The organism is Fusibacter tunisiensis, assembly GCF_016908355.1.
Taxonomy (GTDB): Bacteria; Bacillota; Clostridia; order Peptostreptococcales; family Acidaminobacteraceae; genus Fusibacter_D; species Fusibacter_D tunisiensis.
Genome location: NZ_JAFBDT010000021.1, coordinates 1 through 25,299, shown reverse-complemented (window position 1 = coordinate 25,299; position 25,299 = coordinate 1). Strand labels below are relative to the sequence as shown.

The 25,299-nt window shown below is 38.9% G+C and carries 23 protein-coding genes; 4 read left to right on the top strand and 19 right to left on the bottom strand.

Annotated elements, in window-relative coordinates; translation table 11 throughout:
- Window positions 1–14: 14 nt before the first annotated feature.
- The 5 genes from JOC49_RS10455 to JOC49_RS10435 form a co-directional block, all read right to left on the bottom strand.
- Window positions 15–1,004: an FAD-dependent oxidoreductase gene (locus tag JOC49_RS10455; protein ID WP_204664979.1), complete on the bottom strand. Its 990-nt coding sequence runs from the start codon at window positions 1,002–1,004 to the stop codon at window positions 15–17.
- Between the two features lie 2 nt (window positions 1,005–1,006).
- Window positions 1,007–1,660: a transposase gene (locus JOC49_RS10450; protein ID WP_204664978.1), complete on the bottom strand. Its 654-nt coding sequence runs from the start codon at window positions 1,658–1,660 to the stop codon at window positions 1,007–1,009.
- Between the two features lie 79 nt (window positions 1,661–1,739).
- Complete coding sequence (locus JOC49_RS10445) at window positions 1,740–2,477, bottom strand: amino acid ABC transporter ATP-binding protein (RefSeq protein WP_204664977.1); 738 nt, start codon at window positions 2,475–2,477, stop codon at window positions 1,740–1,742.
- Between the two features lie 2 nt (window positions 2,478–2,479).
- On the bottom strand, window positions 2,480–3,217 hold the full coding sequence (locus tag JOC49_RS10440) for an amino acid ABC transporter permease (RefSeq protein ID WP_204664976.1): 738 nt from the start codon (window positions 3,215–3,217) through the stop codon (window positions 2,480–2,482).
- A gap of 57 nt (window positions 3,218–3,274) precedes the next feature.
- A complete protein-coding gene (locus JOC49_RS10435; RefSeq protein WP_204664975.1) occupies window positions 3,275–4,084 on the bottom strand; it encodes a transporter substrate-binding domain-containing protein in 810 nt (269 codons plus the stop codon).
- Window positions 4,085–4,203: 119 nt separating this feature from the next.
- On the opposite strand from JOC49_RS10435, the gene pgsA reads away from it, so the two are divergent.
- The 3 genes from pgsA to mnmA are packed head-to-tail and all read left to right on the top strand — an operon-like array spanning window position 4,204 to window position 6,666.
- Window positions 4,204–4,737, top strand: a complete 534-nt coding sequence (gene pgsA / locus JOC49_RS10430) for a CDP-diacylglycerol--glycerol-3-phosphate 3-phosphatidyltransferase (protein WP_204664974.1) — start codon at window positions 4,204–4,206, stop codon at window positions 4,735–4,737.
- A gap of 10 nt (window positions 4,738–4,747) precedes the next feature.
- Window positions 4,748–5,626: a DegV family protein gene (locus tag JOC49_RS10425; RefSeq protein ID WP_204664973.1), complete on the top strand. Its 879-nt coding sequence runs from the start codon at window positions 4,748–4,750 to the stop codon at window positions 5,624–5,626.
- A complete protein-coding gene (gene mnmA, locus JOC49_RS10420; RefSeq protein ID WP_204664972.1) occupies window positions 5,626–6,666 on the top strand; it encodes a tRNA 2-thiouridine(34) synthase MnmA in 1,041 nt (346 codons plus the stop codon). Before JOC49_RS10425 ends, mnmA begins: the two co-directional genes overlap by 1 nt.
- 52 nt (window positions 6,667–6,718) lie before the next feature.
- Here mnmA and JOC49_RS10415 read toward each other — a convergent pair whose 3' ends face one another.
- Genes JOC49_RS10415 through malQ form a run of 4 tightly spaced genes read right to left on the bottom strand, consistent with a single transcriptional unit; the run spans window position 6,719 to window position 12,664 of the window.
- Complete coding sequence (locus JOC49_RS10415; protein WP_204664971.1) at window positions 6,719–8,173, bottom strand: aminoacyl-histidine dipeptidase; 1,455 nt, start codon at window positions 8,171–8,173, stop codon at window positions 6,719–6,721.
- A 51-nt stretch (window positions 8,174–8,224) separates the two neighbouring features.
- Complete coding sequence (locus tag JOC49_RS10410) at window positions 8,225–9,970, bottom strand: glycoside hydrolase family 13 protein (protein WP_204664970.1); 1,746 nt, start codon at window positions 9,968–9,970, stop codon at window positions 8,225–8,227.
- Window positions 9,971–9,977: 7 nt separating this feature from the next.
- The gene (locus tag JOC49_RS10405) at window positions 9,978–11,183 is read right to left on the bottom strand and encodes a helix-turn-helix domain-containing protein (protein WP_204664969.1); all 1,206 of its coding nucleotides are present in this window, start codon (window positions 11,181–11,183) and stop codon (window positions 9,978–9,980) included.
- Window positions 11,183–12,664 (bottom strand): 4-alpha-glucanotransferase, encoded by a 1,482-nt coding sequence (gene malQ, locus JOC49_RS10400; protein ID WP_204664968.1) that lies wholly within the window; start codon window positions 12,662–12,664, stop codon window positions 11,183–11,185. Before malQ ends, JOC49_RS10405 begins: the two co-directional genes overlap by 1 nt.
- Before the next feature lie 233 nt (window positions 12,665–12,897).
- On the opposite strand from malQ, the gene JOC49_RS10395 reads away from it, so the two are divergent.
- A complete protein-coding gene (locus JOC49_RS10395) occupies window positions 12,898–14,289 on the top strand; it encodes an alpha-amylase family glycosyl hydrolase (protein WP_204664967.1) in 1,392 nt (463 codons plus the stop codon).
- Here the strand turns inward: JOC49_RS10395 and JOC49_RS10390 are convergent.
- The 10 genes from JOC49_RS10390 to JOC49_RS10345 form a co-directional block, all read right to left on the bottom strand.
- Window positions 14,275–16,191 (bottom strand): amylo-alpha-1,6-glucosidase, encoded by a 1,917-nt coding sequence (locus JOC49_RS10390; protein WP_204664966.1) that lies wholly within the window; start codon window positions 16,189–16,191, stop codon window positions 14,275–14,277. The two genes, JOC49_RS10395 and JOC49_RS10390, sit on opposite strands and share 15 nt — an antisense overlap.
- Before the next feature lie 69 nt (window positions 16,192–16,260).
- Window positions 16,261–16,917 carry a hypothetical protein gene (locus JOC49_RS10385; protein WP_204664965.1) on the bottom strand — a complete coding sequence of 219 codons (657 nt, stop codon included), beginning with the start codon at window positions 16,915–16,917 and terminating at the stop codon, window positions 16,261–16,263.
- A gap of 71 nt (window positions 16,918–16,988) precedes the next feature.
- Complete coding sequence (locus JOC49_RS10380; protein ID WP_204664964.1) at window positions 16,989–17,450, bottom strand: hypothetical protein; 462 nt, start codon at window positions 17,448–17,450, stop codon at window positions 16,989–16,991.
- 11 nt (window positions 17,451–17,461) lie between these two features.
- Window positions 17,462–18,799: a hypothetical protein gene (locus JOC49_RS10375; RefSeq protein WP_204664963.1), complete on the bottom strand. Its 1,338-nt coding sequence runs from the start codon at window positions 18,797–18,799 to the stop codon at window positions 17,462–17,464.
- The gene (locus tag JOC49_RS10370) at window positions 18,789–20,108 is read right to left on the bottom strand and encodes a glutamate-cysteine ligase family protein (protein ID WP_204664962.1); all 1,320 of its coding nucleotides are present in this window, start codon (window positions 20,106–20,108) and stop codon (window positions 18,789–18,791) included. Before JOC49_RS10370 ends, JOC49_RS10375 begins: the two co-directional genes overlap by 11 nt.
- A gap of 81 nt (window positions 20,109–20,189) precedes the next feature.
- Complete coding sequence (locus JOC49_RS10365; RefSeq protein WP_204664961.1) at window positions 20,190–21,926, bottom strand: DUF4153 domain-containing protein; 1,737 nt, start codon at window positions 21,924–21,926, stop codon at window positions 20,190–20,192.
- Between the two features lie 79 nt (window positions 21,927–22,005).
- Entirely contained in the window at window positions 22,006–23,208 is a 1,203-nt protein-coding gene (locus JOC49_RS10360) for an ATP-binding protein (RefSeq protein WP_204664960.1), read from the bottom strand.
- Window positions 23,209–23,357: 149 nt separating this feature from the next.
- Window positions 23,358–23,666 (bottom strand): type II toxin-antitoxin system RelE/ParE family toxin, encoded by a 309-nt coding sequence (locus tag JOC49_RS10355; protein ID WP_204664959.1) that lies wholly within the window; start codon window positions 23,664–23,666, stop codon window positions 23,358–23,360.
- Window positions 23,667–23,668: 2 nt separating this feature from the next.
- Entirely contained in the window at window positions 23,669–23,914 is a 246-nt protein-coding gene (locus JOC49_RS10350; protein WP_204664958.1) for a type II toxin-antitoxin system prevent-host-death family antitoxin, read from the bottom strand.
- A gap of 83 nt (window positions 23,915–23,997) precedes the next feature.
- Window positions 23,998–25,200 (bottom strand): ATP-binding protein, encoded by a 1,203-nt coding sequence (locus JOC49_RS10345; protein WP_204664957.1) that lies wholly within the window; start codon window positions 25,198–25,200, stop codon window positions 23,998–24,000.
- Between the last annotated feature and the right edge of the window lie 99 nt (window positions 25,201–25,299).

The following is a 25,299-nucleotide window of genomic DNA, read 5'->3' as shown; positions in this document are numbered from 1 at the left end:
TTTAATCTTTAGAGTTATGCGTTGCCACGATTTACAAAATCATTGGCGGTTAAAGCAGCCTTGGCACCTTCACTTGCCGCTACTATAATTTGCTTATAAGGTGTATCGGTTACATCGCCAGCTGCAAAAACACCCGGTTCAGACGTTTCATTAAGCGCGTTGACAATAACTTCTCCTCGGTCGTTGAGATTTAGTTTTCCCTCAACCAACTGGTTATTTGGCAAGTAACCTATTTCAACAAAAACACCATCTGTCTTAAGTGTACGGGTTTCGTTTGTGGCTTTATCCCGAACCACAATTCCTGAAACCAACTGTTCACCTACAATTTCTTCAATTTGAGTTTGCAAATGGATGGTTACATTCTCAAGGTCACTGAGTTTGTCTACTATAATTTGATCTGCCCTAAAGGCACTTCTGTGAACCAAAGTTACCGTTTTGGCAATTTTTGCAAGGTCTATTGCAGCTTCAACAGCAGAATTTCCACCCCCTGCCACAACAACATCTCGGCCCTCAAAAAGCGGTCCATCACAAATTGCACAATAAGCTACACCTTTACCAAGGTACTGGTCCTCACCCTTGACACCCAGTTTTCTTGGTTTACTACCAGTTGCTAAAATAAGTGTTTTGGTTTTTAACCGTTCTTCACGTCCTAAAACCAAATCAAAACCCTGATCTGTTTTTTCAAAAGTCTTAACATCAACATCTTTTAGCATGGGCACATCCAAAGTGTCTACATGATGCATAAATTTTTCAATCAAGCCTTCACCGGTTTCAAAATCAATTCCAAGATAATTTTCAACAGACGTTGTATCTACAACTTGACCACCACTTTTGTTTGAAACCACACCCACACGCATCCCTTTTCGTTTTGCGTATAAGGCGGCACTTAATCCAGCTGGCCCGGATCCAACAATTAACACATCATAAAAAGCATTTTTATCAAATGATTTTTTTTGACTTTTATTGAATTGACCACCCAAATTCATATCGAGTTTAAAGTCCATCCCTACAACTCCTTCTTAAGAATTTTGCAAATTGTGGACTCGGATAAGCCCCCAAAAATATCTCCAATTTCCTTTAAAGATAAAAGACTTGTTTTACGAAGTTCCACAATCAATTGATTTCGCCTATTCTTTTCTTTCATTAACTTTTGGACATCTACTTTTTCTTTAAGCGCAATTTCAGTTAACTTGGCTCTCGCTTCATCCACAGTCCGTATACAATCTTCACAAGCAACATCAAAAGGACCACTTGTATCACAATAATTGCTATCGCTGTTAAAACAGTTTCCTTCAACCCAATCGGCTTCAATCATGCGCTTGGTTTCTAGGTACATCTGTTCGTCCTCAATTAAAGTACTTCTATAGCGATCCTTATAAAGCTTCCCTTGTCCCTTAAATCGCATTGCATACGCTATGTGAATGGATTTCATGATTTTTGACAAATCGCCACCATTCACATGAATAATCAAATGATAGGTATTGGAATTTCTTAAACAATAAGCAAAAAGTCTAAAACCAAATTTGCGCTTGGCCTGATTGAGTATTTCGAGAAAATAGGCTCTGTCCCCATCGTCATTGAAAAGTAACCGCCCTTGAACACTGGACTGTTCAATATGGTAGACGCCAAATTCGTCTGCTTCTCTTGCCTTTCTCGCCATGAAATCACCAACTTTCTAGTTGAGTATAACAGACTCAATTCCAAAATTCAAGTACCGTCCCCTCTCGTTTACAAACTCTTTACAATTCAGGGCTATTGTAGGTCAGAATTTTATCTAAAAAACTCTTGAGTTCATTGGTTTTAGGTGCATTTAAAATATCTGCTGACCCCTGTTCAATAATTTTACCTGCCGCCATAAACACAATGTGGTCGGCTATATTTTTCGCAAATCCAATTTCATGGGTTACAATGATAAAATCAATAGACTTCTCTGCTAATTTCCTGACCGCGTTTAAAACTTCATACGTCAAAACAGGGTCTAATGAAGAAGTTGGTTCATCCAAAAGAATTAAATCCGGTTTGATTGCCATTGCCCTTGCAATAGAAGCGCGTTGTGCTTGACCACCGCTAATTTGATGTGGTTTCTTATGGGCATGTTCTAAAAGACCAAATTGATCCAACAATTGAGTCACTTCCGCTTCAGCTTCACCCCTATTCCGATGATGTACTTTCTCTAACACCAACATAATATTTTCAAAAATACTCAAGTGGTTAAAAAGATTGTGGTCTTGAAAAACAAACCCAACTTTCTTTCGGTAATCATTACTTGCATCTGCCGTTACGGAATGTCCATTTACTTCAATCGACCCGCTCTCATAAACTTCAAGTCCCGCAATCAATCTGAGTAGTGTCGATTTTCCACTTCCCGAAGCCCCAATCAACGATAAAATTTTTAGATCCTTAAGATCCAAAGACAACCCTTCAATTACACCCTTTTGATCGTAATGCTTGTATAAATCATCAATTTTAAGTTTCATAGTTACACCTTATAATTTAATTTTTTTTCAAGTTTTCCCACCAGAACAATCAAGGGAACAGTCAATATCAAATAGCCTAAAATCGTAATCATAAACCCCTCTGGGTATCTAAATCCAATTGCTTGAACCGTCCTGATGGTGTTCAAAAATTCATCTGTCGCCATATAAGCAAGTATGGCACTGCTTTTAATTGTCATGGTCAATTGACCCGTCAGAGGGGGAAGAATAGAAGTTATAACCTGAGGCAATACAACATAACGGTAGGTCTGGTATCTTGTAAATCCAAACATTTTTGCCGTCTGCCACTGATTGATATGAATGCTCTCGACAGCCCCCTTATAAATATCTGCAATATAAGCGCCAATGTAAAAAGCCAACGCAATTGCACCAACCCAAAATTTAGACTTGATTCCAAAAGCATCCCCAATGTAAAAATAAGCAACCATAGCCAAAACCACAAGTGGCGTTCCAAATATAATCGTCTTATGAATTTCTGCCAAATAGAACAAAACAGAAAATTTGGATTCCCGCATTAAATAAAGTATAAGTCCAACTAAAATAGCAAGAATCAATGAAACAAGACTAATGGCAATGGTCGTCAGCCAACCTCTAAAAATTACAGGGGCATATGCCAAATAACTGGAGAAATCAATGGTCCTTTCCAGCGCTTGAGAAGCGACAAACAAATAAAACACGACATACAGTGCCGCAGCTGCAACAAATCCTGATTTTTTTCGCATATGGTCTCCTTAGCCAATTAAAAAGGGCTGCAACTTATGCCGCCCTCCTTATATTTTTTAAAAGAAAAACTCCAACCCATAACTTTCGAATTCCTCAATTTTCTCCTTTAAGTAAGCTTCCCGAATGGTTTCATAGGTTCCATCCGTTTTAGCCTCTTCTATAAATGCATCAATCTGATTTTTAAGGTCTGTTTCACCTTTACGCATTGCAATACCCCACCCCTTTGTATTGGGAAGTGGCTCTAAAATAGTCCGGGTGGTCTCTTTGTAATTTTCATGATGGCGGATAATTGAAAGTGGGTCGTAAATAAAAACATCTGCACTTCCTTGAGCCACCTCAAGAACCGCACTGGCTTCCTCTTCAACATTAAGAATTTTTGCAAGCGGTGCATTTTCAGCTGCCCATAAAGCGCCAATGGTTCCAGATTTAGATGCGATTACAACTTCTGGATTGTTTAAATCATCCGGAGATTGAACGATGGAATCCTTATGTGCCAACAACATCAACTGGCTATTGGTATAAGGTATCGAAAAATCCACCAATTCTTCACGCGCTGGTGTTATGGTCATAGACGAAATGATGATGTCTATGTTTCCCTGTTCAAGCGCTGGAATTAAACTGGCATATGCCGTATCCACAATCTCAATTTCCACATCCAAGTAGTCACCTAGAGCCTCTGCAAGCATAACAGACACGCCTTCTGGATTGCCAGATGCATCTTTCGTCTCAAAAGGTGGATACTTAAGTTCCATGCCAACTCTTAATACCGAGTGTTCTTCACCCGTTTCATCAAGGTTAGCATCTGAACATGATGCCACAGATACAAGTACCGTTAAAATGGCCAGTAGCCACAAGAATTTTTTCATTTTGACCTCCTATATTGTGATTTTGATTTTATACCTCTTCAAGTGTGGTTTTAAACATTTCTTTAAGGTTGGAATCTGTTGCGAAAATCAGTTATAATAAATGAAAAGGAGGTGAATTCGTGAAGCATATACCCAATATTTTAACCCTAATTCGTTTGATTTTAGTCCCTATTTTTCTTATTATTTATTTTTCAAATATCGAAAATGCACATTTATACGCACTTATAACTTATATTTTAGCAGGTATAACAGATATTCTTGATGGTTATATCGCTAGAAAGTACAACCTCATTACCGCCATTGGAACCGTTATAGATCCTCTTGCAGATAAACTCATGCTTTTAGCTGCATTGACTGCCCTCTTTGTAGACGGCATAGTACCCCTATGGGTAATTGGAATTATGTACCTTAAGGAAGTTTTTATGATTTTAATGGGAATCTTTTTTTTCTTTAAGAAAGAAAAAGAAATTATCCCATCTAATAATTTTGGCAAATTGGCAAGTTTCATCTTCTTTCTAGCCATTATTTTGGTAATCGGATTCCCAGGCGCATCTTTTTTAAAGTATTTAATCTTCTTGGCAGTTGCTTTAAAACTGGTTGCATTTTCATCTTACGTGAGAACACACTTTAAGCACAAACACTCTACAACTTAGGAGGCGACACATGACCGTTAAAATCATTACCGATTCTTGCTGTGATTTACCACTGGATTATGTCCTTAAACATCAAGACGCACTTCAAGTACTCGGTATGCCAATTCAAATTGAAACCGAAGAGATCATAGACGATTTAGGCCAATCCTATTCGCATGCAGAATTTTATAGCAAATTAAGAAACGGAATTTTACCAACAACATCTCAAATCAATGTTCATCGCTTTACAGATGCATTTAAGTCATCACTCGAAGCTGGCGCACACATAATATACATTGGGTTTTCTGCTGCACTCAGTGGAACTTATAACTCTGCTTTACTTGCTAAGTCACTTGTTCTTGAAGACTATCCGGATGCCCAACTCCACGTCATAGACACAAAATCTGCTTCAATAGGGTTAGGTGTCTTAGTTATAGAAGCAGTTAAAATGGCCGAATCCGGCGCAACAGCAGACGCAATTGAGCGCTTTATTATAGACAACCACCTGAACGCTCAGCACTGGTTCGGTGTAGACGACTTGTTTTTCCTCAAAAAAGGGGGCCGAATTAACACGGCAACTGCAGCAGTTGGAACAGTCCTGAATGTAAAACTCACTTTAATTGTAGATCAAGCAGGCTATCTAAAACCCTATGGAACCGTAAGAGGCCGAAAAAAATCCTTAAATTTCTTAATTTCAAAACTGGAAGAACACTACGAAGAAAATCGTACAAATGTGGTCCTAGTAGGACATGGCAATGCCATAGATGATGCCCTTAGAATGTCAGACACAATTCGTTCAACTTATCCAAACCTTGAAATTATAATCTCCGAGCTTTCCATGACCATCGCTTCACATGTTGGCCCAGGTATGGTGGCGATTGCCTTTCTTGGAAAAGGACGTGAACTCTAATGAAGGTCGCCGTTGGTTTAAGTGGTGGTATTGATAGTGGTACCACAGCCCACTACCTTAAGTCACAAGGTGCAAGTGTCATTGGCTTAACACTGTGGTTATTTGACCACCAAACTGAAGAACTAGAAAGTGCATCAAAAATTGCATCTTTACTGGGGATTAAGCACCATGTTTTAGACTACAGACAAACTTTCAAAACTGAAATTGTAGACTTATTTATGGAAAGTTATGCAACTGGTCAAACCCCAAATCCATGTGTGCATTGCAATCAAGCAATCAAATATGGAAAACTGATGACTGATGCCTTTACACTTGGTGCAGAACGCTTTGCCACGGGACATTATGCCCAGTGCATTAGCCACCCTAAAACAGGTGAACTAATTTTAAAACAAGCAAAAAATCAAAAAAAAGACCAATCTTATATTCTATTTCATCTTACACAAAATCAGCTTGATAAAATCCTATTCCCACTTGGTCATGTTCGTAACAAAGCGGAAGTTCGCCGTTCATTTGAATCGATCTGTAAAGACTTTTCTAAAAAAAGAGACAGTCAAGGCATCTGTTTTATCAATCGGAAAAGTCATGTTCACTTCTTAAAGACGTATAACAATCCAGCTGCTAAGCCCGGGAAATTTGTGGATCAATCAGGAAAATACCTAGGCCACCATCTCGGCACAGCCAACTACACCATCGGTCAAAAACGCAAACTCGGCCCATCTCTATCCGGGAAATATGTCGTTACAGGCATAAACCCTATAAAACACCAAGTAATTCTTGGAAAAGAAGAAGACATTTATGTAGAATCCCTTACAGTTAACGCTTTCCACATCATTCAACCTTCTCTTTTGGGGCGCTTAAAAAGAGAGCCTTTAAACGTCAGGGTAAAAACCAGTCAATGGTCTCATTTTTATCCTGCCACCCTGCAACTCAAACAGGGTACAGGCTTAATTCATTTTGAGGTTCCCACCCGAGCACCAGCCAAAGGTCAGGCCATTGTAGCTTATCTAGGCGATGCCGTCATTGGCGGTGGTCTCCTCTAAAGACTATAAAAAATCCCGCCCAAATTTATCTCTGTGGACGGGATCTTATTTTTTATTTAATGTGTTTCAACACGTCACACACAAAATTATAGACGCGTTCTGTAGAAGAAATACTAATGTGTTCATTGGGTGTGTGAACATCAAATAAATCTGGTCCTAACGAAACCATATCTATATCGCCAATTTTCTCTTTTAAGAAACCACATTCAAGCCCTGCGTGGATGGCATCAACTTTAAGTTCTTTATCAAACAGATCTTGATAAACTTTTTTCATCAAGTCTCTGGTTGGTGATTCCACTTTAAAAGGCCATTCTGGATAATCCGCCACTTGATAGTTTTTGGCCCCAATCCACTCACTGAGCAAAGTCATCTCTTCATTCAGAGCTTGCTTCAATGACTTTACAGAACTTCGAATGGCGTTGGTCAATCGGATCGTGCCATCAACTTGCTCAAGTACACCAAGGTTATTTGAACTTTCAACCAGTCCCGGCATGCCAGCACTCATTGTCTGAACACCAAATGGGGTCAACCTCAAAAGCGTTTCCACCGCTAATGTTGTCTTTTGGGTAAAGATTTTTTCCGGCACCTCTATTTCCTCAAAAATAATTTGAATTCCAGGATCTGAAACTTCAAATTCAGTTTTAAACGTTGACTCTATGCTCGGTAGGAGTGATTCCATAAGCATTACTTCACTGCCCGGTAAGGCAAACTTAAACTCTGACCGTTTAGCGATTGCGTTCATTTTTTCACCACCTGCAACTTCAAAAAGCGCAAATGGGAAATGCCCTCTCATAATGGAAAGCGTCCGGCCAAGCAACTTTATAGCATTGGCTCTATTTTTATGAATTTCAATCCCAGAGTGACCGCCAGCTAAGCCTTGAATGACCACTTTAAATGCTGCATCATATGGATTTTCCTTTGAAAATTCAATTGGCAATTCTGTTATATTATTGACGCCACCCGCACACGATGCAAGCAAGACGCCTTCTTCTTCCGAATCGAGGTTAATTAAAATATCGCCAGCAACAGACCCTTTTTCAAGTCCCATAACCCCATCCATTCCCGTTTCTTCAGCGGTTGTAAAAAGGGCTGTAATCGGTGGGTGGGAAAGATCATTTGACGCTAGAATACTCATAGCCATTGCCACTGCAATGCCATTGTCCGCGCCTAGTGTCGTTCCCTTTGTACGAATAAAATCGCCGTCCACATAGATCGGAATCGGATCCTTGTTAAAATCAAAAGTCAAGTCATCTTTTTTAACACACACCATATCCGTGTGCCCTTGCAAAATTACATGCGGCGCCGTTTCATAACCTGGTGTCCCTGGTTTTGAGATAATGACATTGTTTACAGTATCTCTCTTGGTTTCAAGACCCAGCGATTTACCAAATTCTTCCAAATAAGCTGCCACTTCATTTTCGTTGCCAGATTCTCTTGGAATACGTGTTAAGGCTTCAAAATACTCAAATACTACTTTTGGTTTAATGTCTTTTAAAATCCGATCCATGTCAAACTCCTTTCAATATGTGGGTACAAGGTTATTCTACCACACTGGAAATTAATGGGCAACATACTCACCCGTCAGTACAACGGACCAAGGATCAAGCTCATAATAACCACCCGGTATAGGCGTATCACTGAATAGGTTTTTCCAACCCGGTTCCATCAAAACCGTCACTTTATTTTCAGATGCATTGATATAGCACCTCACGCGTTCATTACCCTCTTTTTTTTCAAATGCCAAAAGCGCTGGAACGGAATCAACTTGAAGCCAAGTCAAATTTGGCGATTTAAAAGCCCTATATTTTTTCCGAATCTCAATCAAGTGTTTAACATAAGTCCGCAAATTCTGATCTTGAGCATCAGGCTCCCAAACCATACACTGCCTGTTGCCATCATGGACACCTTCAAGCCCCACTTCACTTCCATAGTAGATGCTCGGGGCACCACTATGCGTTAGCAAGAGTGCATATGCAATTTTAACGCGATTTACATCCCCACCAAAAACAGTTTTAATACGACTTGTATCATGGCTGTCAATTAAATTGAAAAGATTTTCAGACACGTGAACAGGGTAACTTGCCAAAAGGCTACTGATACTGTTTCTATAATCGTGTACCCCATAATCGGGGTAAGCAGGATCTAGGAGCCGCCAAACTGGGTATGAAAATTCGTAATTCATCACCGAATCAAATTGATCGCCACGAAGCCATGGTTCTGACCGGTCCCAGTTTTCCCCCAAGATAAAAAAATCAGGTTTAATGGCCTTCATGCGCTTCCTAAACTTCCGCCAGAAATCATGAGAAACTTCATTTGAAACATCCAGTCGCCACCCATCAATATCATACTGCTCAACCCAATAAGCCCCTATGTCGAGCAAATAACGTTCAACTTCCGGATTTCCTGTGCGCCACTTGGGCATTTTAGGTGTAAATGCAAACGTTTCATATCCCTCATCGTTCATGTGAAAATACCCATAATACGGCGACGCCTTTCCCTTTTGAAGAACATCCTGAAAGAAAGGATGGTCAATGCCACAGTGGTTAAATACAGCATCTAAAACAACCCGAATTCCACGCGCATGGGCTTTCTCCACCAACTCTTTAAACAGTGCATTTGTTCCAAATGAAGGATCAATACAATAATAATCAACCGTATCATATTTGTGTGTTGAAGGTGATTTGAAAATTGGTGTAAAGTAGATGCCATTAACGCCTAAATCCGTTAAATAATCCAACTTTTCTATAACACCACGTAAATCCCCGCCAAATTTCATTTCATTTGTCACAACTTGTTCACTGCCCCAAGGAAGGGTTCCTGGCAAATCAATGCTAGGGTCACCATTACAGAAGCGTTCCGGGAAAATTTGGTACCAAATGGACTCTTTTACCCAATCCGGTGCCTTGAACAAATCTTCACGGTTAATATAGGGAAAATTAAAAAAATCACCCACTTCGTATGCGGCTTCCGGATGTTTCGTAAGATCCACCACACCGTGTGCCCCTAAAAATACCGTCTGTTTTTCATCTGAAAGTTGAAACCCATAACGCGTCCGCTTGGTTTTCGTTTTTATTTCAATAAACCAATAATCATACCAATCATCAGACAAATGTTTGTCCATTGCCTGGCCCGATGCTGCGTCGGGAATCCACTTGCCATTTTGCCACAAAAAAGGATCGCCCCAGACCAGATTGACGGATTCAATATCGTCTTTCACAGTTCTAAGGCGAATGTGTAATGTGTCTTCGTTATAAGCGTAAGCATAAGCACTTTTCGCTTCATGCGTTATTCCAATTAAATTCATGTCCACCTCAATTGTCTTTTTCTAGTAATTCAGCCACTTCTTTATAGCGTCTGTGTGCCTTGAAGAACTGAACGAGTACCTCTTTAGCATATTGTCTCATGAGCACCGATTCAGATTTCAAAAGGTCAGTAGGGATAATCTCGCTCTTGGGAAGACCAGCTTGGAAATCAAAGTCTTTAACCAGTGCCGCTGTATAAGACGCATCATATGACCCAATCTCAATGAGCATTTTTGAACACGCCTCAGCTTCCTCCCGATTTCCAACAGCCAACCCTGCAAGCACTTTTGTAATCGGTCCAGGAATACTGTAGCCTGTAAATGGCACATTGCTCACCACAGTTTTCAGAATCCGGTCCATTTTATGGCCTCTAAAATCAAGCCATAAAACATGGTTCTCAAAATTTCGAATATAAGACGATAACCCTAATTTTTCAGCAATTTTATGGCCTTTGTCAAAATAAAGCTTCGCTTCTTCATAGTGATTTTCCGCTGCATAAACAAGACCCATCATCTCATATGTCCCCATTATGCTCAAAAGATTCGCTTCACTTAGATAATACTGTAAGGCAATGGTAAAACACTCAAAAGCCTTCACAGCGTTTGTTTCAATTAAGTATAAATAGCCCAACCAATACCATAAATGTCCATTTTCATCCGCCCCTTTTGCTTCTGTCAAAAAACTGTAAGCGCGCTTTGTATCGCGAGCCACTTGAATTTGATCAATACCACGGTATAAAAAATATCTAAATTTCTGTGTGTATGTCATCAAATCAATTACCGATTCCAAGAGGTTACTGGTTTCTTCAAATGTATCTCGATAATGTGTGGTACAATAATATGCCAATCTGGCAATGTAATAATCGATAATTAAAGGCGAATGTCTAAAACGTTCAGATTGTTGGTCAATTTCACTAAAAATCCGGCTGGATGTTTCAAACTCATTAATGTTCAATTCCTCTAAAAATCGATCAATTAACCGGGTGCCCTCACTTAAAAAGACTTCGTCATCATTATAGGCAATTTCCAAAGCCGTAAAAAGTTGGGCAATCACTTGCTCAGATGGCAAAATCTCACCATTTTCAATTCGACTCAAATATGAGCCCACGCAAATGTCTCCTGCCAACGCTTTTTGACTCATGTTTTTATGCAAGCGATTCATTTTAATGATAGAGCCCAATATTTTCCCGTTGGTTTTATTAATTACACCACGCATTAGGCCCTACCATATAATTTTGTGATTCTAGCCATCTTCTCGGCCAAACTCTCGGACAAATCTTTTTCAGTAATGCGCCACAGCCAATTGCCACCTAAAGTTGACGGAAAATTCATCCGCGCCTTGTTGTCCAATCCCAAAAAATCTTGCATCTGGGCAATTGCCATATAAGCAGTTGAACTCCAAACCCCCCGGATAAATCCCCAATTATAGCCTTCTGACCGGTCCAGTTTCAAATAATCAATTGCAAAATCTCGATCTGCTTTGGCAACCTGATCCATCCAACCCACAACAGTTTCATTGTCATGTGTCCCAGTATAGGCCACAAAATTTTCAGAATAATTATGGGGCAAATAATCGCTCTCTTCCCGTGCATCAAAGGCAAATTGTAGAATTTTCATGCCTGGAAAACCGGTGTATTCCCTTAAATCAATAACCTCTTGTGTTAAGTAGCCAAGATCTTCTGCAATAATGTTCACATCGCCAAGTTCCTCTTGAATCACCTTGAAAAGTGCCTTGCCAGGTCCCTTGGTCCAAATCCCATTTTCTGCTGTAGGGTCGCCATATGGAATCTCCCAATAAGCTTCAAAGCCTCTAAAATGATCAATTCGAACCACATCGAAAAGTTCTAGACTATGGCTAATTCTTCGAATCCACCATGCGTAATTCTCTTTTTCCATCTGATCCCAATTGTAAATTGGATTTCCCCACAATTGTCCCGTCTCCGAAAACGCATCTGGCGGACAGCCAGCAACACAGACCGGTCTAAAAAACTGGGTTAATTTAAAGTACTCAGGGTTTGCCCAAACGTCAGCACTGTCTTCAGCAACATAGATTGGCAAGTCCCCAATAATTGAAATGCCCCGGCGGTTGGCTTCTGCCTTAAGTGCACGCCACTGCTTGTAAAAATAATACTGGGTGAACACCCAAAAATAAATCTCAGATTCATGAGTCTTCTTAAACGCGTCAACCGCTTCTGTATGTCTGTTTTCGTAGCCTGGTGCCCAGTGAAGCCAAGATTTGTTATCATTTTCAGCCTTAATGGCCATGTACAAAGCAAAATCCTCCAGCCAGATTTTTTCCGCTTTATAGAACAAGTCTAGTTCTGGTCTGATTGTATCCTTTGCAGTCTCATAAGCCGCTCTCAAAAGTGGCATTTTATGAAAATACAGGTGCTCATAATCAACCTTATGTTTGTGTTTCCCTAAATGCGCCTTTTTAACACTTTTTGAGTCTAAATAGCCTGCGTCTATGAGTTCCTGTAAATCAATAAAATAAGGATTCCCTGCAAATGCTGAAAAAGACTGATAAGGTGAATCACCATAGCCCGTTATGCCAATCGGGAGTATTTGCCAATTTTTTTGCTTAGATGCCTCTAAAAAGTCTAAAAAGGCATACGCGCCCTTACCTAAATCTCCAATTCCAAATTCTCCCGGCAAAGATGATATGTGCAATAGGACACCGCTACTTCTTTTTTTCATAATACCCTCACTTTCAATCCATTTTAATCAAATTCAAGTCAATTTTATGTATAAGAAACCCTAAATTTCAATTTTGCAACCGTTTGCACTATTCATTATATGAATTTTCCTTCCAAAAGTCAATAGACCAGACATGTCTTTCCCTTATCCCCTAATTTTACATTGTCATTCCACATATTTTTCGTTACAATAAAAAAAACAAGCGCAAGCGATTGCATGATTAAGGAGGCTCTATGAAACGCATAACGATTGCACTAATAAGTATTCTCATATTACTTTCAGGCTGCACCCAGACGACACCAGCTGAAAAGGGCATCACGGAAGATGACCGAATCTACTTTATCCTGGTTGACCGATTTATGGATGCCAGCCCCAATTCCTTAAGCGACGTAAACCCCCATGACCCTAAGGCTTTTCAAGGGGGCGACCTAGAGGGCATTGTCCAAAGGCTTGACTATATTAAATCTCTTGGAATGACTGCTATTTGGATTACACCTATCATGCAAAATGGCCCAGGTGGCTATCACGGTTATTGGATTCATGATTTTTATGCCGTTGATCCACATTTTGGCGATTTGGAAACTTTTAAAAGGCTGGTAACAGAAGCCCATAAAAGAGACATAAAAGTTATCCTGGACTATATTGTAAACCACACTGGCTATGACGCACCTTGGCTAACCGATTCTGAGAAAAAAGATTGGTTCAATCCAAATCGTACCATTGAAAATTGGCGTGATCCTGAAGACGTTGAACTTGGTTGGCTTGCCGGATTGCCTGATTTGGACCAAACCAATCCCGAAGTCGCTCAATATTTTATAGACAATGCGCTTTGGTGGATTGACGAAACCGGAATAGATGGCTTTAGACTTGACACCGTAAGGCATGTCCCAAAATCTTACTGGGTTCAATTCACTAACGCCATAAAGGCAGAATATCCAGATTTCTTTTTCCTTGGTGAAGTTTGGGATGAAAACACACGCAACCTAGAAGCCTATAGGCGGTCTGGAATGGACAGCGTCACAAATTATTCCCTTTATGCCGGCCTTCAAAATGCATTTAACCCACTTCCAAACATGTTTTCTTTGGTCAATGCCTTTTCCAAAGAGGAAACCTTTGAATCGGCAGCTTCAAACGCGCTCTTTATAGACAATCATGACAATCCCAGATATGTGAGTCTCTTTCCTAAAAATGGGGAAGCCCATATGAAACAGGCGCTTACTTTTATGTACACCTATCCCAATATACCAGTTCTTTACTACGGAACTGAAATTGCAATGACGGGTGGTGCCGATCCCGATAACAGAAAATTCATGGACTGGGAAGCTACCGAGTCCCATGAGTTCCCGGATTATATCCGACTGCTTACTGAAATTCGAAAAACCTATGTGGACACATTTTCCGTCATTGATTTTGAAAAAGACCACATCTTATATGAAATTCAAAAAGAAGGCCAGAGAATGCTTGTTCTCATTAACGCATCCTCAAAGCCCAAAACGATAAGCTTTGACCACGAGGCTTCAAGGCTTTTGAATTATACATCTAAAGTTTCACATCCAGACTTTTCAGACGGACATTTTGAATCTCAGTTGGAAGCTTTTGAAATTTTATTTCTAGTGGTGGAGTAACCACCAAATTCTCAAAAGTTCACCTACCGACCATGCTTGGGCGGAGCATCCACGTTGCAAATGTGGGGCTTCGCCTTCAAATATTTCCGAAAAACTGCCATGAATGCCCTCTTCCAAATGCGCAAAAGCAAGATTTAAATCCTCTAATATTGACTTTCGATCTTTAAATGTTTTATAATGCGCTTCCAGATACGGTCCAAGGAGCCACCCCCAAGCCGTTCCACGGTGGTATGCCCCGTCTCGTTTCAACAAATCCCCTTCATAGTGGGCATGGAAATTTTCATCATCACGTTTTAACGTCAAAAGACCATAAGGTACTTTAAAGGATTTTTCCACATAAGACACAACAGATGCCCAACGCGAAGGTTCCAAAACTGGAAATGTCAATCCCACAGAAAAAATCATATTGGGCCTTGGAATGTCCACAGGTTCGCCCTCAATAATCAAATCATATAAACTGCCTGTCTTTTCATTCCAGAATTTTTCATTAAAACCAATCCGTATTTTCTCTGACAAGGTCTCCAAATCCATAGATGCTATGAGAGACTTACTGTCCGTTGCTTCAGTAAGTGCCATTAAAATTTTAACGGCATTATACCAGAGGGCATTAATTTCAACAGCTTTACCATGTCTTGGCGTAACCACCCACCCCTCTACTTTAACATCCATCCACGTCAATTGCGTCTCTGGATTCCCAGTATTAAGCAGGCCATCTTCATCCATGTAAATGTCATTAATGGTTCCTTCTATATGGTGTTTGATAATTGAAATTAAGTCTGGCAATAAGTTGCGAACACCCGATAAATCTTTTGTATGTTCATAATAATGATATACGGCGTTAAAAAGCCATAGGGTTCCATCAGAAGTATTGTACATAGGGGCTTCACCTTCATCTGGAAAATTATTGGGTATAATCCCACGATATGCTTTTGATAAAAACCCTTCTATCATTTCCAAGGCTTCCTCATAACGCCCCGTCACCAATGTAAGACCAGGAAGTGCAATCATGGTGTCTCTGCCCCAATCGGTAAACCACGGATAACCAGCAATAATTGTTTTCTTGCCGGTATTTTGTCGGTAGACCACAAAATCATCTGCTGCCTGTACCAGTTTCGCTATTGACGCATTTGAAAAACCTGTTTTTTCAACCATAGTCATGTAACGGTCTTTGCGACTTTTTAGGACCGAATCTGGCGAAGAAAATAAATTCTCTATGTTAATGCTGATTTCAACTCTGTTTGCCCCCTTTTTCAACGGGTACCGAAAAACACCCATGGAAATATGCTTTTCCAAATCTGGGTATCCCCGCCTTGTTTCAATTGGATACCAGCTTTCTTCTGTATACGTTTTATTAGGCGAAAAAATCCCATGACTTTTCATAAAAACTTCATGTGCCCCATCGGTCACCTTAAGCACCCCTTCATCTTCTGTGAACGCGCCTTGATACAGGCTCATATCCGGCGTTTCTGTCTCATGATGGTCTCTGAAATTAAACCACGGCTCCATCTCCAAAAAACAATCCTGTGGGACATCAAACTCATATACAATTGCCAGTTCGTTCGTGCCATACTTAAAAGCCAGCTCCCTATGCCACATGAGGTTTCCTTGTTGATAAGTTTGAAAAATTGTGCCTTTATGCACAAAGTTAACACAAGTAGATTCGATTTCTTGTGTTCCAGCTCTAAGGTCATGATTTAACACAATTGCTTCATCATCAAGCCATATTCTTTTCTGTATTTTTGAGATCATATGGCGCCTTTGAACTGGAGGCGTTAGACTAACAGTATAAAGTCCATGATACTTCCTTGCGCTGGGTCCTTCAAGGGTTCCAAAAGCATATCCACCAAGTCCATTGGTCATTAAAAACTCGTGATTAATCAACGTATTTACAGGATTCTTCATCTCGTTATCTCCTCTTAAAAAAGCCCCCGCAATTCTGCGGAAGCTCTATTTTGATTCATTTTAATGGGCCTACAACATTCCGACAACTCGAGAGAGGACTGCTACAATGCCTTTGAACACAATTGCGAAAATAATTACTGTTCCTAAGTTCATAATTCTTGGATTTTCAGCAGCTTCTTCACCATCAGAATTAATAAAGTGGAATTCTCTAAGTCCAAGTACAAGATCCACAAGCGCAAGGAGCAGCATTAAAACAAATACATAGCCATACAACATTTCAACAAAATCCAAACCTTTTTGAAGGGTTTCAGAAAAGAGTTCAGGTTCAAAGAAAACATCCACTATATTGCCTTCAATCATTGCCAGTCCAAAAACACCAATAACACCAATAACTGATGCGGCAACAAACAGTTTAATCAAAAGACCAAACAAGCGGCGGCCCAGCGTCGATTCTGTAAACAAAATTTTCCGAACGGGCAACATAATCTTCTCAACCTGTTCATCATAGGGTTTTACAGTTATCTTGGCAATATCAGTGCTTGCAATATGGCGGATACTGGTTGCATCTTCCACCACAACAGACCTGCTGCTATCTCTTGCAAGATCAAAATACTGATCTTTTTCTTCTCTTGTTAATCCCTCAACGTGCAGAACTTCACCATATTTCATATGTATGCTCAGCGCAAACCTAGTGCGGGATTTCATGCGTGTCTTGCTCTCACTCATTACAACCTCCAAAAGTTTGATTATTCCCATTATACCACAAAATAGATTTACTGAATCAAAAACGCCTGGCTTTATCGCACCAGTTGCTCAAATTTATCTATCAGTTGTTTTTTGTCTTCAATAATTTCTGTCATCACATAGTAGGCTATCGTCATAGATGTTAAATCATCGGTTACCATACGCCCTTGGATGTCAATAGCAAGTGCATAAATGGACTTCTCTTGTTCAATAATATATCCAACAATTTCTTTTCGGTCATGAGAGCTAGGTGGAATCAAAGTTCTCATAAATTGATTCACAAGCGATGAAATTTTATCATATATACCAAAATCTATTGCTTCTGCCATGGCATCTGAAATACTCAGCATAATTTGCTTATAATAGGTTTCATCCCGCTCTAAGGCCCGTATCATCATATTATAAATCATCTGATTTCTAAGATCCGGTTCATTTTCTTTCGCTTTTTCATATAGTGTTTTTCGCTTAGCCGCAATTTCAATGCCCCTTTGAAGAACATCTCTAATATCATACATTTTTCTTCACCCTATTTCTTGGATTTTACCACCACTGATGAAAGTGTATACCCATCATGGAGTCCAGAAATAATGGCATTCAATCCAGCCCGTGTATACACGCCAGCCAACTTGCCATTATAAACAAATAAGCCCGTAATGGTTCTAAAGTCTTTTTTTTCAAAACTCTTACCATTATATAGGATATTTTCAGTAAAAGATACAGGACAATAGGCCTGTATTATATGCGTATCCCCAAAATGACTTTCAAGCAAGTTCTTCCATTCTTCTGGACTATAATCTGAACCCGCACAGACGCCCTTAGAGGCATAAAAATCAATCGGCTTTAAAATATATTGGTCTTTATTCTGAAGCAATACATCCTCTGGACCAAAATCTTTAAGCGGCATGGTTAGCGGCACATGTGCCTCTATAAAGGCAATTTCTTCACTCGATAAATGACGTCTCACCGCATTCTGATATAAAGCTTCAAAAAACTTTTTCGTATGAATAATTTGCGTTTTTAAACTTCCAACAATACAGGTTTTTCCCGCTTTAAGGCCTTCTATAAATTCAGGAATTTCATCATAACGGTCCATTAAATCTTTCGTTACAAGGCGTCTGTAAACCACATCTATTTCATGACCGTTTGTCATCATCCGTCCACCAGACACAGTTATGTCTCTTGGGTCCACAATAAAAGCCCGATAACCCTTTGATTCAAAAGCTTTCTTAAACACTTCAAATTCAAGCGGACTCGATTTATCCATAAAATCTACAATAGCCATTACAGTAGGGCTGTCGCTGGACATCTCAGCGCCTTGATTGGATAAGAACTCTGAATATAAAACGCCCACCTCATTTACCCAAGATTGAAACAGCTCAAATCGTTCAATTTTATGGGTTTTAGAAAGCTCCAACATGGGCTTACTGCCCATCAGAACCGATGTCAATTCTGTTTCTTCATTCATGGCAGACGCCCCATCCGCATTTAGTTCACAAAACATATACGCATCAGGCCCATAATAAAAAATATCAAACCGTCCCATAGGCACCCGCCTTGAGTACCCTGAAGGCTTTAGAATCAATTCTTCCAACCTAGAATCAAAACCAAATAGAGCCCTAACGTCTGGATCTGTTTCATACAAATCAATTACTTTATCACAAATTGCCATCATCCCATCAAGTGCTTGTTCAAAACTGACCACATCTTCTGGTGTATAGACCTTCGGAATATACAAATAAGGAACAGGTTTGCCCTTATAAATTGCACCAGAACCCGCAACCGATTTTTCCATATTTAGAAAATCACCCGCATAAGCCTCCGGAGATTTCATAATTTTATCTATTATTTGAGATTCAATTTTCATAAGCATCCTCCAGTCCTACAATCACTTTTAAAAAAGCGTCTGAATCCTGTACATATAACCTGCGAAGCCACTGAGCCACAGACCCTTCACGCGCTCTTATACCCACTAAACGGCTCAAAATATCCCGCTCATTTTTGTCCAAAACATCCATGGCTTTATGAACCACCGCTTCAGACACTCTCGTAAAGTCTTCTGACATCATCCGATTTTCAAGGACCAAATCCCTATTTTGCTTTCGAACAAAGTCATCATCATAGGCTTTAGAAATCTCATAAAAATACTCTAAATTTGCCGCGTTATAAAAGATGCCTTTAATAATCGCCGGCACAGCAAATCCAAAAGGATAAGGTAGGGCATCTGCCATCCGTATTTCAATGTAGCTTTTCACCCTAACATCAGGAAAAACCATGGAAAGCAGATGGTCTATATCAGAATCGGTAAGCGGAAACCGCGATAACAAAGCGTCAAGAGGCTCATTACCTGTTTCATAAACGACACCTTCAGACAGCAAAACAATTGGTGGAATCTTAAGCAAATAACGGGCATAATCCGCATACCCAAAGTTTTGGTCCAAGCTTCCTGAAATCAATTTGGACCTTTTGCTGTCTGTTTCTTCCCAGATTGATAGCCTACAATTAGGCCGTCCATAAAGTGCACCTTCAAAAATAGGGGTCGCTTCAAATAGGTCTGCTAGAATTGGCGATAAAAAATTTGCCACTCTAAACTTGCGTCTAAAATCCAGTTCATCTTTATAGTCAATTGACACTTGAGTGGATGCGGTCCCTTTCATCATGTTATGACAAAAAGCACCATGTGACACAAAATAATCATACATCATCTTGTAGCGCTTCTTGGGCAACAAAGGCAGGTCGCCTATTTTGCTCTTTGGATGGTAACCCAAGGATACCAATGCTTGATTTTCACCCAAGACTTCTTCAATTTCTTTGCGATGCGTCAAGTACAGATCTTGAATTTTTTCAACACTTCCATAAGGCGGCAAACTTAATTCCACCTGTCCGCCCGGTTCCAAAGTCAAGGTGGAACCGTCTTTCTCAAGTCCCAATACATTTTGAGATTCTTCTAAAATAACGTGCCATCCTTTTTGTGTTAATTTTCGCATCATCTCATGCTGACCACCACTTTCACCATACCTTAAACTGTTCAAGGTTTGAGTGTTAATCAAAAAATGTTCCATCTCCACACCAATTAAGTGTGGAGATGGCTTTTCGCTGGCCTTAAAAATTTCGACCATTTTTTCTACAAATAAATCGCTCGTGTACACAATACCCTTCTCTTTTTCTAATTTCATATCCTATTCCCTCATTTGTTTATTTCGCTCCTCTAATTATTATACCGTTTTATGGCACGCTCAATATGAATAATTTGTGAATTAATTCTTTTCATCTATTAAAAGCCACACATGATAATAATCAATTACACGGTTGTCTTCAGCTTCTAAATACCCATTCATGCCCCTATAAATCAGTTTGACTTCAACCGATTTTTCATCTCCGGGGACTGCAAACTCAAATGTTGGCTGTGAGGCTTGATTTTCGTAAAACCGTCCAGCTTCAAGTTCTAAATCAATTTGACCAAGGCTTTGGTTTTCCCATTTTAGGACAAGGATTTGCGTATCCACTTGCTTTTCAATTTCCAAAGAAGAACTTAATTTTTGGTTTTCAAATGGGGTATAGGACTCCATAATTACCAGATAATCTGCACCATTAAGTGCAAAAGTGCTGGCATTTTTATGGTCTTCCAAATAGAAATATTCCCTTCCCTCACGAATTGGCCAGTACCCATATAATTTAAACCCTAAATACGCTTCTGAAGTTTCGTCGCTGAAATCAGACGGCAACACACTTACTGCCGCCACAGGATAATTTCGAATTAAAAATTGAATTTGACTGGCCACTTCCCGTTGTTTGCTTTCTGACAAATCTGGTCTAGCGATTAAATCCCCTGAATCCGAAAGCATGTCATTGGATTTAAGCATTGTTTCCAGCCGACTACTTTGATCCCTAAGTGTCAAGGCATAACCCGATAGGGGGCCAAAAAACGATATCCCTACTAAAGTAACCAAGACAATCATCACAGGTAAAGCTGTATCCTTTTTCGAAAGACGCATCATGCCCATACCAATCAAGGCAAAAATTCCAAGTGCCACTACAAAATACCGTGGCATGGTAATCCCATAGGCGTCAATTCGAATCCATAATGCCAAAAAGAACATCCCCATCGGGACCACCATCAAAGGGATATAAATCTTGAAAAATTTCTCAAGCCAAGCCAAACTTTGCCGTAAGTCCCGAACAAAAAACAAGGTCACAGCACTCACCATTGCATGCCATAAAACAAGGTTTCCAATCAAACCCTGAGGCAAATCAAAATCAAATAAAATTTTGACGAAATACGCATAAAGAATCACAAGATAGACGCTTATAATCGGTAAGACAATATATAAGAAAAGTGTTTTAAATATCTTTGAGTAGTCCTCAATCGCTAAGTCTTCATCTCTTTCAGGTACCGTGCCAAGGAAAAACGAAACCCCGAACACCCCTGAAATTATAACAAACAAGTCCAAATATATTTCACTGACAAAGTCAAGTCCAAACAAAGATTCCACCGTGAAAATCATCATGGCAATACCGCCAAAAATCACGCCTGAATACAAAATTGTCAAGAAGAAGCGTCCCGCCATCAACAAAATATATTGGGACAAACCCTTCCGGTCATAAAAATAAGGGATACATAAGAAGGCAATTAATAAAATGGCCACAAGTGCGAAAAATCGCATCATAAAATAGCCTGTAATTTCCTCTGGAATCATAACCCCGTAAAGGATTATCAAAGCTAAAGCAACACCATCTAAAATTCCCCGCATCTTAAGGGAGAGCCCATAGCGTTCAACCAAAAGTTTCACATTGGCAAACAAGGGAATGCCAACAACCAAAGGCAAAACAATATCCTCTAAAACATCAATCCATTTCCGATCATAATCTGCATGAATCATCATCATAACTGTAACTACAAAAAGCATAGAAACTGTCAATGTTTCCGGAAATCTCTCAAAAGCCCGTTTGATTCCAAGTGCCAATAGCTTCACATACATAAGTAAACGTTTCATGATTCACTTCCTTCCAAATATGCATTCTAGGTGGTACGGCTCTTCATATAATACCAAACTGCGGTTTTTCACTAATTGATCAAAAATCTACTTTCTCCAATAAGAAATCAAATAAATTCACATGGAGAATGCCATCTTTTGACAAATCAATTTTATCCATCGTAATCAAATATTTAGGATATTGATCATTAATTTTTAACAATGAATTTATTTCTCTTTCATAAGTTAATTCATCCAAAGCAGATAAACTCACTTGAAAATAGAGTCTATGCACTCCTTTTACAGCAATGAAGTCTACTTCATAGGACATATTTTTACCTACATTGACTTCATATCCTAACCGTAAAAGCTGTAGAAAAACTATATTCTCTATCACATGACCCAAATTCCCTTGTCTATAACCAATAAGCTTATTGCGCAATCCAGTATCAACAACATAATACTTTCCATTTGTTTTCAAGCGTTCTTTTCCCCGTATATCGTACCGCTCACATTGATAGAGCATATGAGCGTCACACATCAGCTGCAGATAATTGTCAACTGTATCAGAAGTGATTTTATGACCGCTTGATATCATTGTGTTTTTTATTGCATTTGCTGAGGTACTGTTCCCTATGTTTTCAAATACAAACTTAGCGACTTTGTAAAATGAACCTTCATCTCTTATATTGCCCCTAAGAATAATATCTCTCGTAAAAATTGAATCAAATAAACCAGACAATATTGCTTCTACTAGCTCTTGTTGCCCAGCCAGACTCACTGCTGGAAATGATCCTATTCGAAGGTACTCATTAAAATACGCCTCTGCCATTTGTTCATCATAACCTCTAAAATCAAGAAATTCTTTAAATGACAATGGCAATACTTTAATTTCAATATAGCGACCAGAAAGGTAAGTCAGGTGTTCCCCAGAAAACATTCTAGAGTTAGATCCCGTTACATAAATATCTGCATTAAAACTAACTCTAAGGCTATTGATAACCTTTGCCCACTCTGATATTTCTTGTACTTCGTCAATAAGAAAATACATTCTTTGCTCATTGACCATTTTCTCATTTAAAAACGCATGCAAACTAGAACCTTCTTTTAAATCATCAAACTGAAACTTTTCATAATTTATTTCAATGATTTGCTTCTCTTCTACGCCTTGATCAAGCAAATATTCTTTAAACAAAACAAGTAGAGAGGACTTCCCAGAACGTCTAACACCAGTAATGACCTTGATAAAATCATTATCTCTATATTGAGTGAGTTTATCTAAATAACTTTTTCGAACAATCATATTCTTCTCCTTTTTTCTGATTATATTAGATATAATTAGAAAAAACAATTTTTTTCATGTTTATAATCGAAAAAAATACTAAATTATAATTTTTCCAACTTTCATCGTTCAATTGCCTTATATGCCCATTGACACCAGACTGCGGTTTTTCACTCACCAAACAGAATGTCGATATAGTTTTGTCTTGTATCTATGATGCGGATAATCTTTACTGTTTCTTGTTCCAAACGATAGAACACATAGTTTTTCTCTACGACTAAATACATATAATCTGTGGGGATATCAATGACATTCAAAAGAGGTCTACCCATTAATGGAAATGCTTCAAATCGTCTGATACTTATTAGTAGCTGTTTTATCTTTTCAGAAGCAATTTTTACACCAATTTCTTCCTCTAAATAAACTTTGATTTTCATCAGATCTTCTTTAGCGAGTGGTGAAATTTGAACCTTATACATATTTATAATCCTAAGGCAGATTCAATAGCATCCATCGAAATCCAACCTTCCTCTCTGGCGGATTTTTCACCTTCTTCTATATGCGCCACCAATTTTAGAGTGGCTTTCATTTTCTCATAATCTTCAATATCCATTAGCACATATTTGCCTCGTCCCTTTTTAGTTAAGTAAACAGGCGAACCTTCTTTACAAGCATTTAGTACGTCATTATAATTTCTTAAATCAGAAACTGGGCGTATTTTTGACATTTTCATCAACTCCTTCTAGTAAAATCATACAAGAAATTGCTGTAAAATACAACGTATCTCTTACAGCACACTAGTGTACTGGTCTAATCTTCCAAGAGGAAGTCAATAATGTTCTTATGCTCAATGCCATTTCTTGAGCGGTTCACTCTGTCCATAGAAATAACCATCTTTGGGAAATTATCCTCAATGCTTTCAAGTACCGAAAACTCCCTTTCAATCGTCGATTCTTCAGCGAGTAGATAAGTCACCTGGATATATTTTGTCGTATCGCCATCAATGGCTATAAAATCAACTTCTTTATCATCAAATTTACCCACATAAATCTCATAGTTTCTTCTTCTAAGTTCAAGGTAAACAACATTCTCAAGAGCCTGACCAATATCTTTTTCGTTATCAAAGTAAAGATTTCTAATTCCTAAATCGTTAATAAAGTATTTCTCATTGGTTTTTATAAGTTCTTTGCCCTTGATATTATAGCGTGGTACACCATGAACCAGATACGTACTCTTTGCAGCTTCTATATGGTTATAAATGGTTTCTTTTGAGAGTTTTCGACCTTCACTTTTTAAGTAATTCGTTATGGTGATCGCAGAGAATATTTGACCGATATTATGAATGAGATATAACATAAATCGCTGTAACAAATCTACATCCCTTACATTGTAACGCTTGACAATATCTCTTAACAAAATGGACTGATACATATCCATGAGATAGTTTTTAGCCGTGCGTTCTTCTTCAAACTGGAATTTTCCAGGCATGCCACCAGTTTTTAGGTAGTCTAAAAATACACTCTCTTTTGTAGATAAACCCACATCAAAATTTGTAAACCCTTCATATACTTCTCTATACGAAAGTGGCAAGACTTCTATGGTATAAAAGCGACCTGTTAAATAGGTTGCAAGTTCTCCAGATAAAAGTTTTGAGTTAGAGCCTGTGATGAAGACTTCTGTATCACCCTTTGAGTTCAATGAATTAGCAACCTTTTCAAAGCCTTCAACTTCCTGAACTTCATCCAGGAAAACATAGGTTTTCTTACCTTCAATTTTCTTTGATTCAATATATTCATAAAGCGTCTTATATTCTTTAAGGGGTTCAAACTCCAACCACTCAAAATTAAGACTGATGATTTGATCCTTCTCTACACCTTGACTTAAAAGTTCCTCTTGTATCTGTAAAAGTAATGTGGATTTTCCAACACGGCGCATACCAAGTAGTACTTTAATCACTTGCTTACCCATTACTTTTCTAATTTCTTCTAAGTATTTTTCACGTTTGATCATCATAGACATCACCTTGTATAATGAACTCGTAGTCAAGTTACGGTCATTATCCTTTCTTATACGATATAATTAACATAGTGTTGTGGATTGGTTTCATCACCT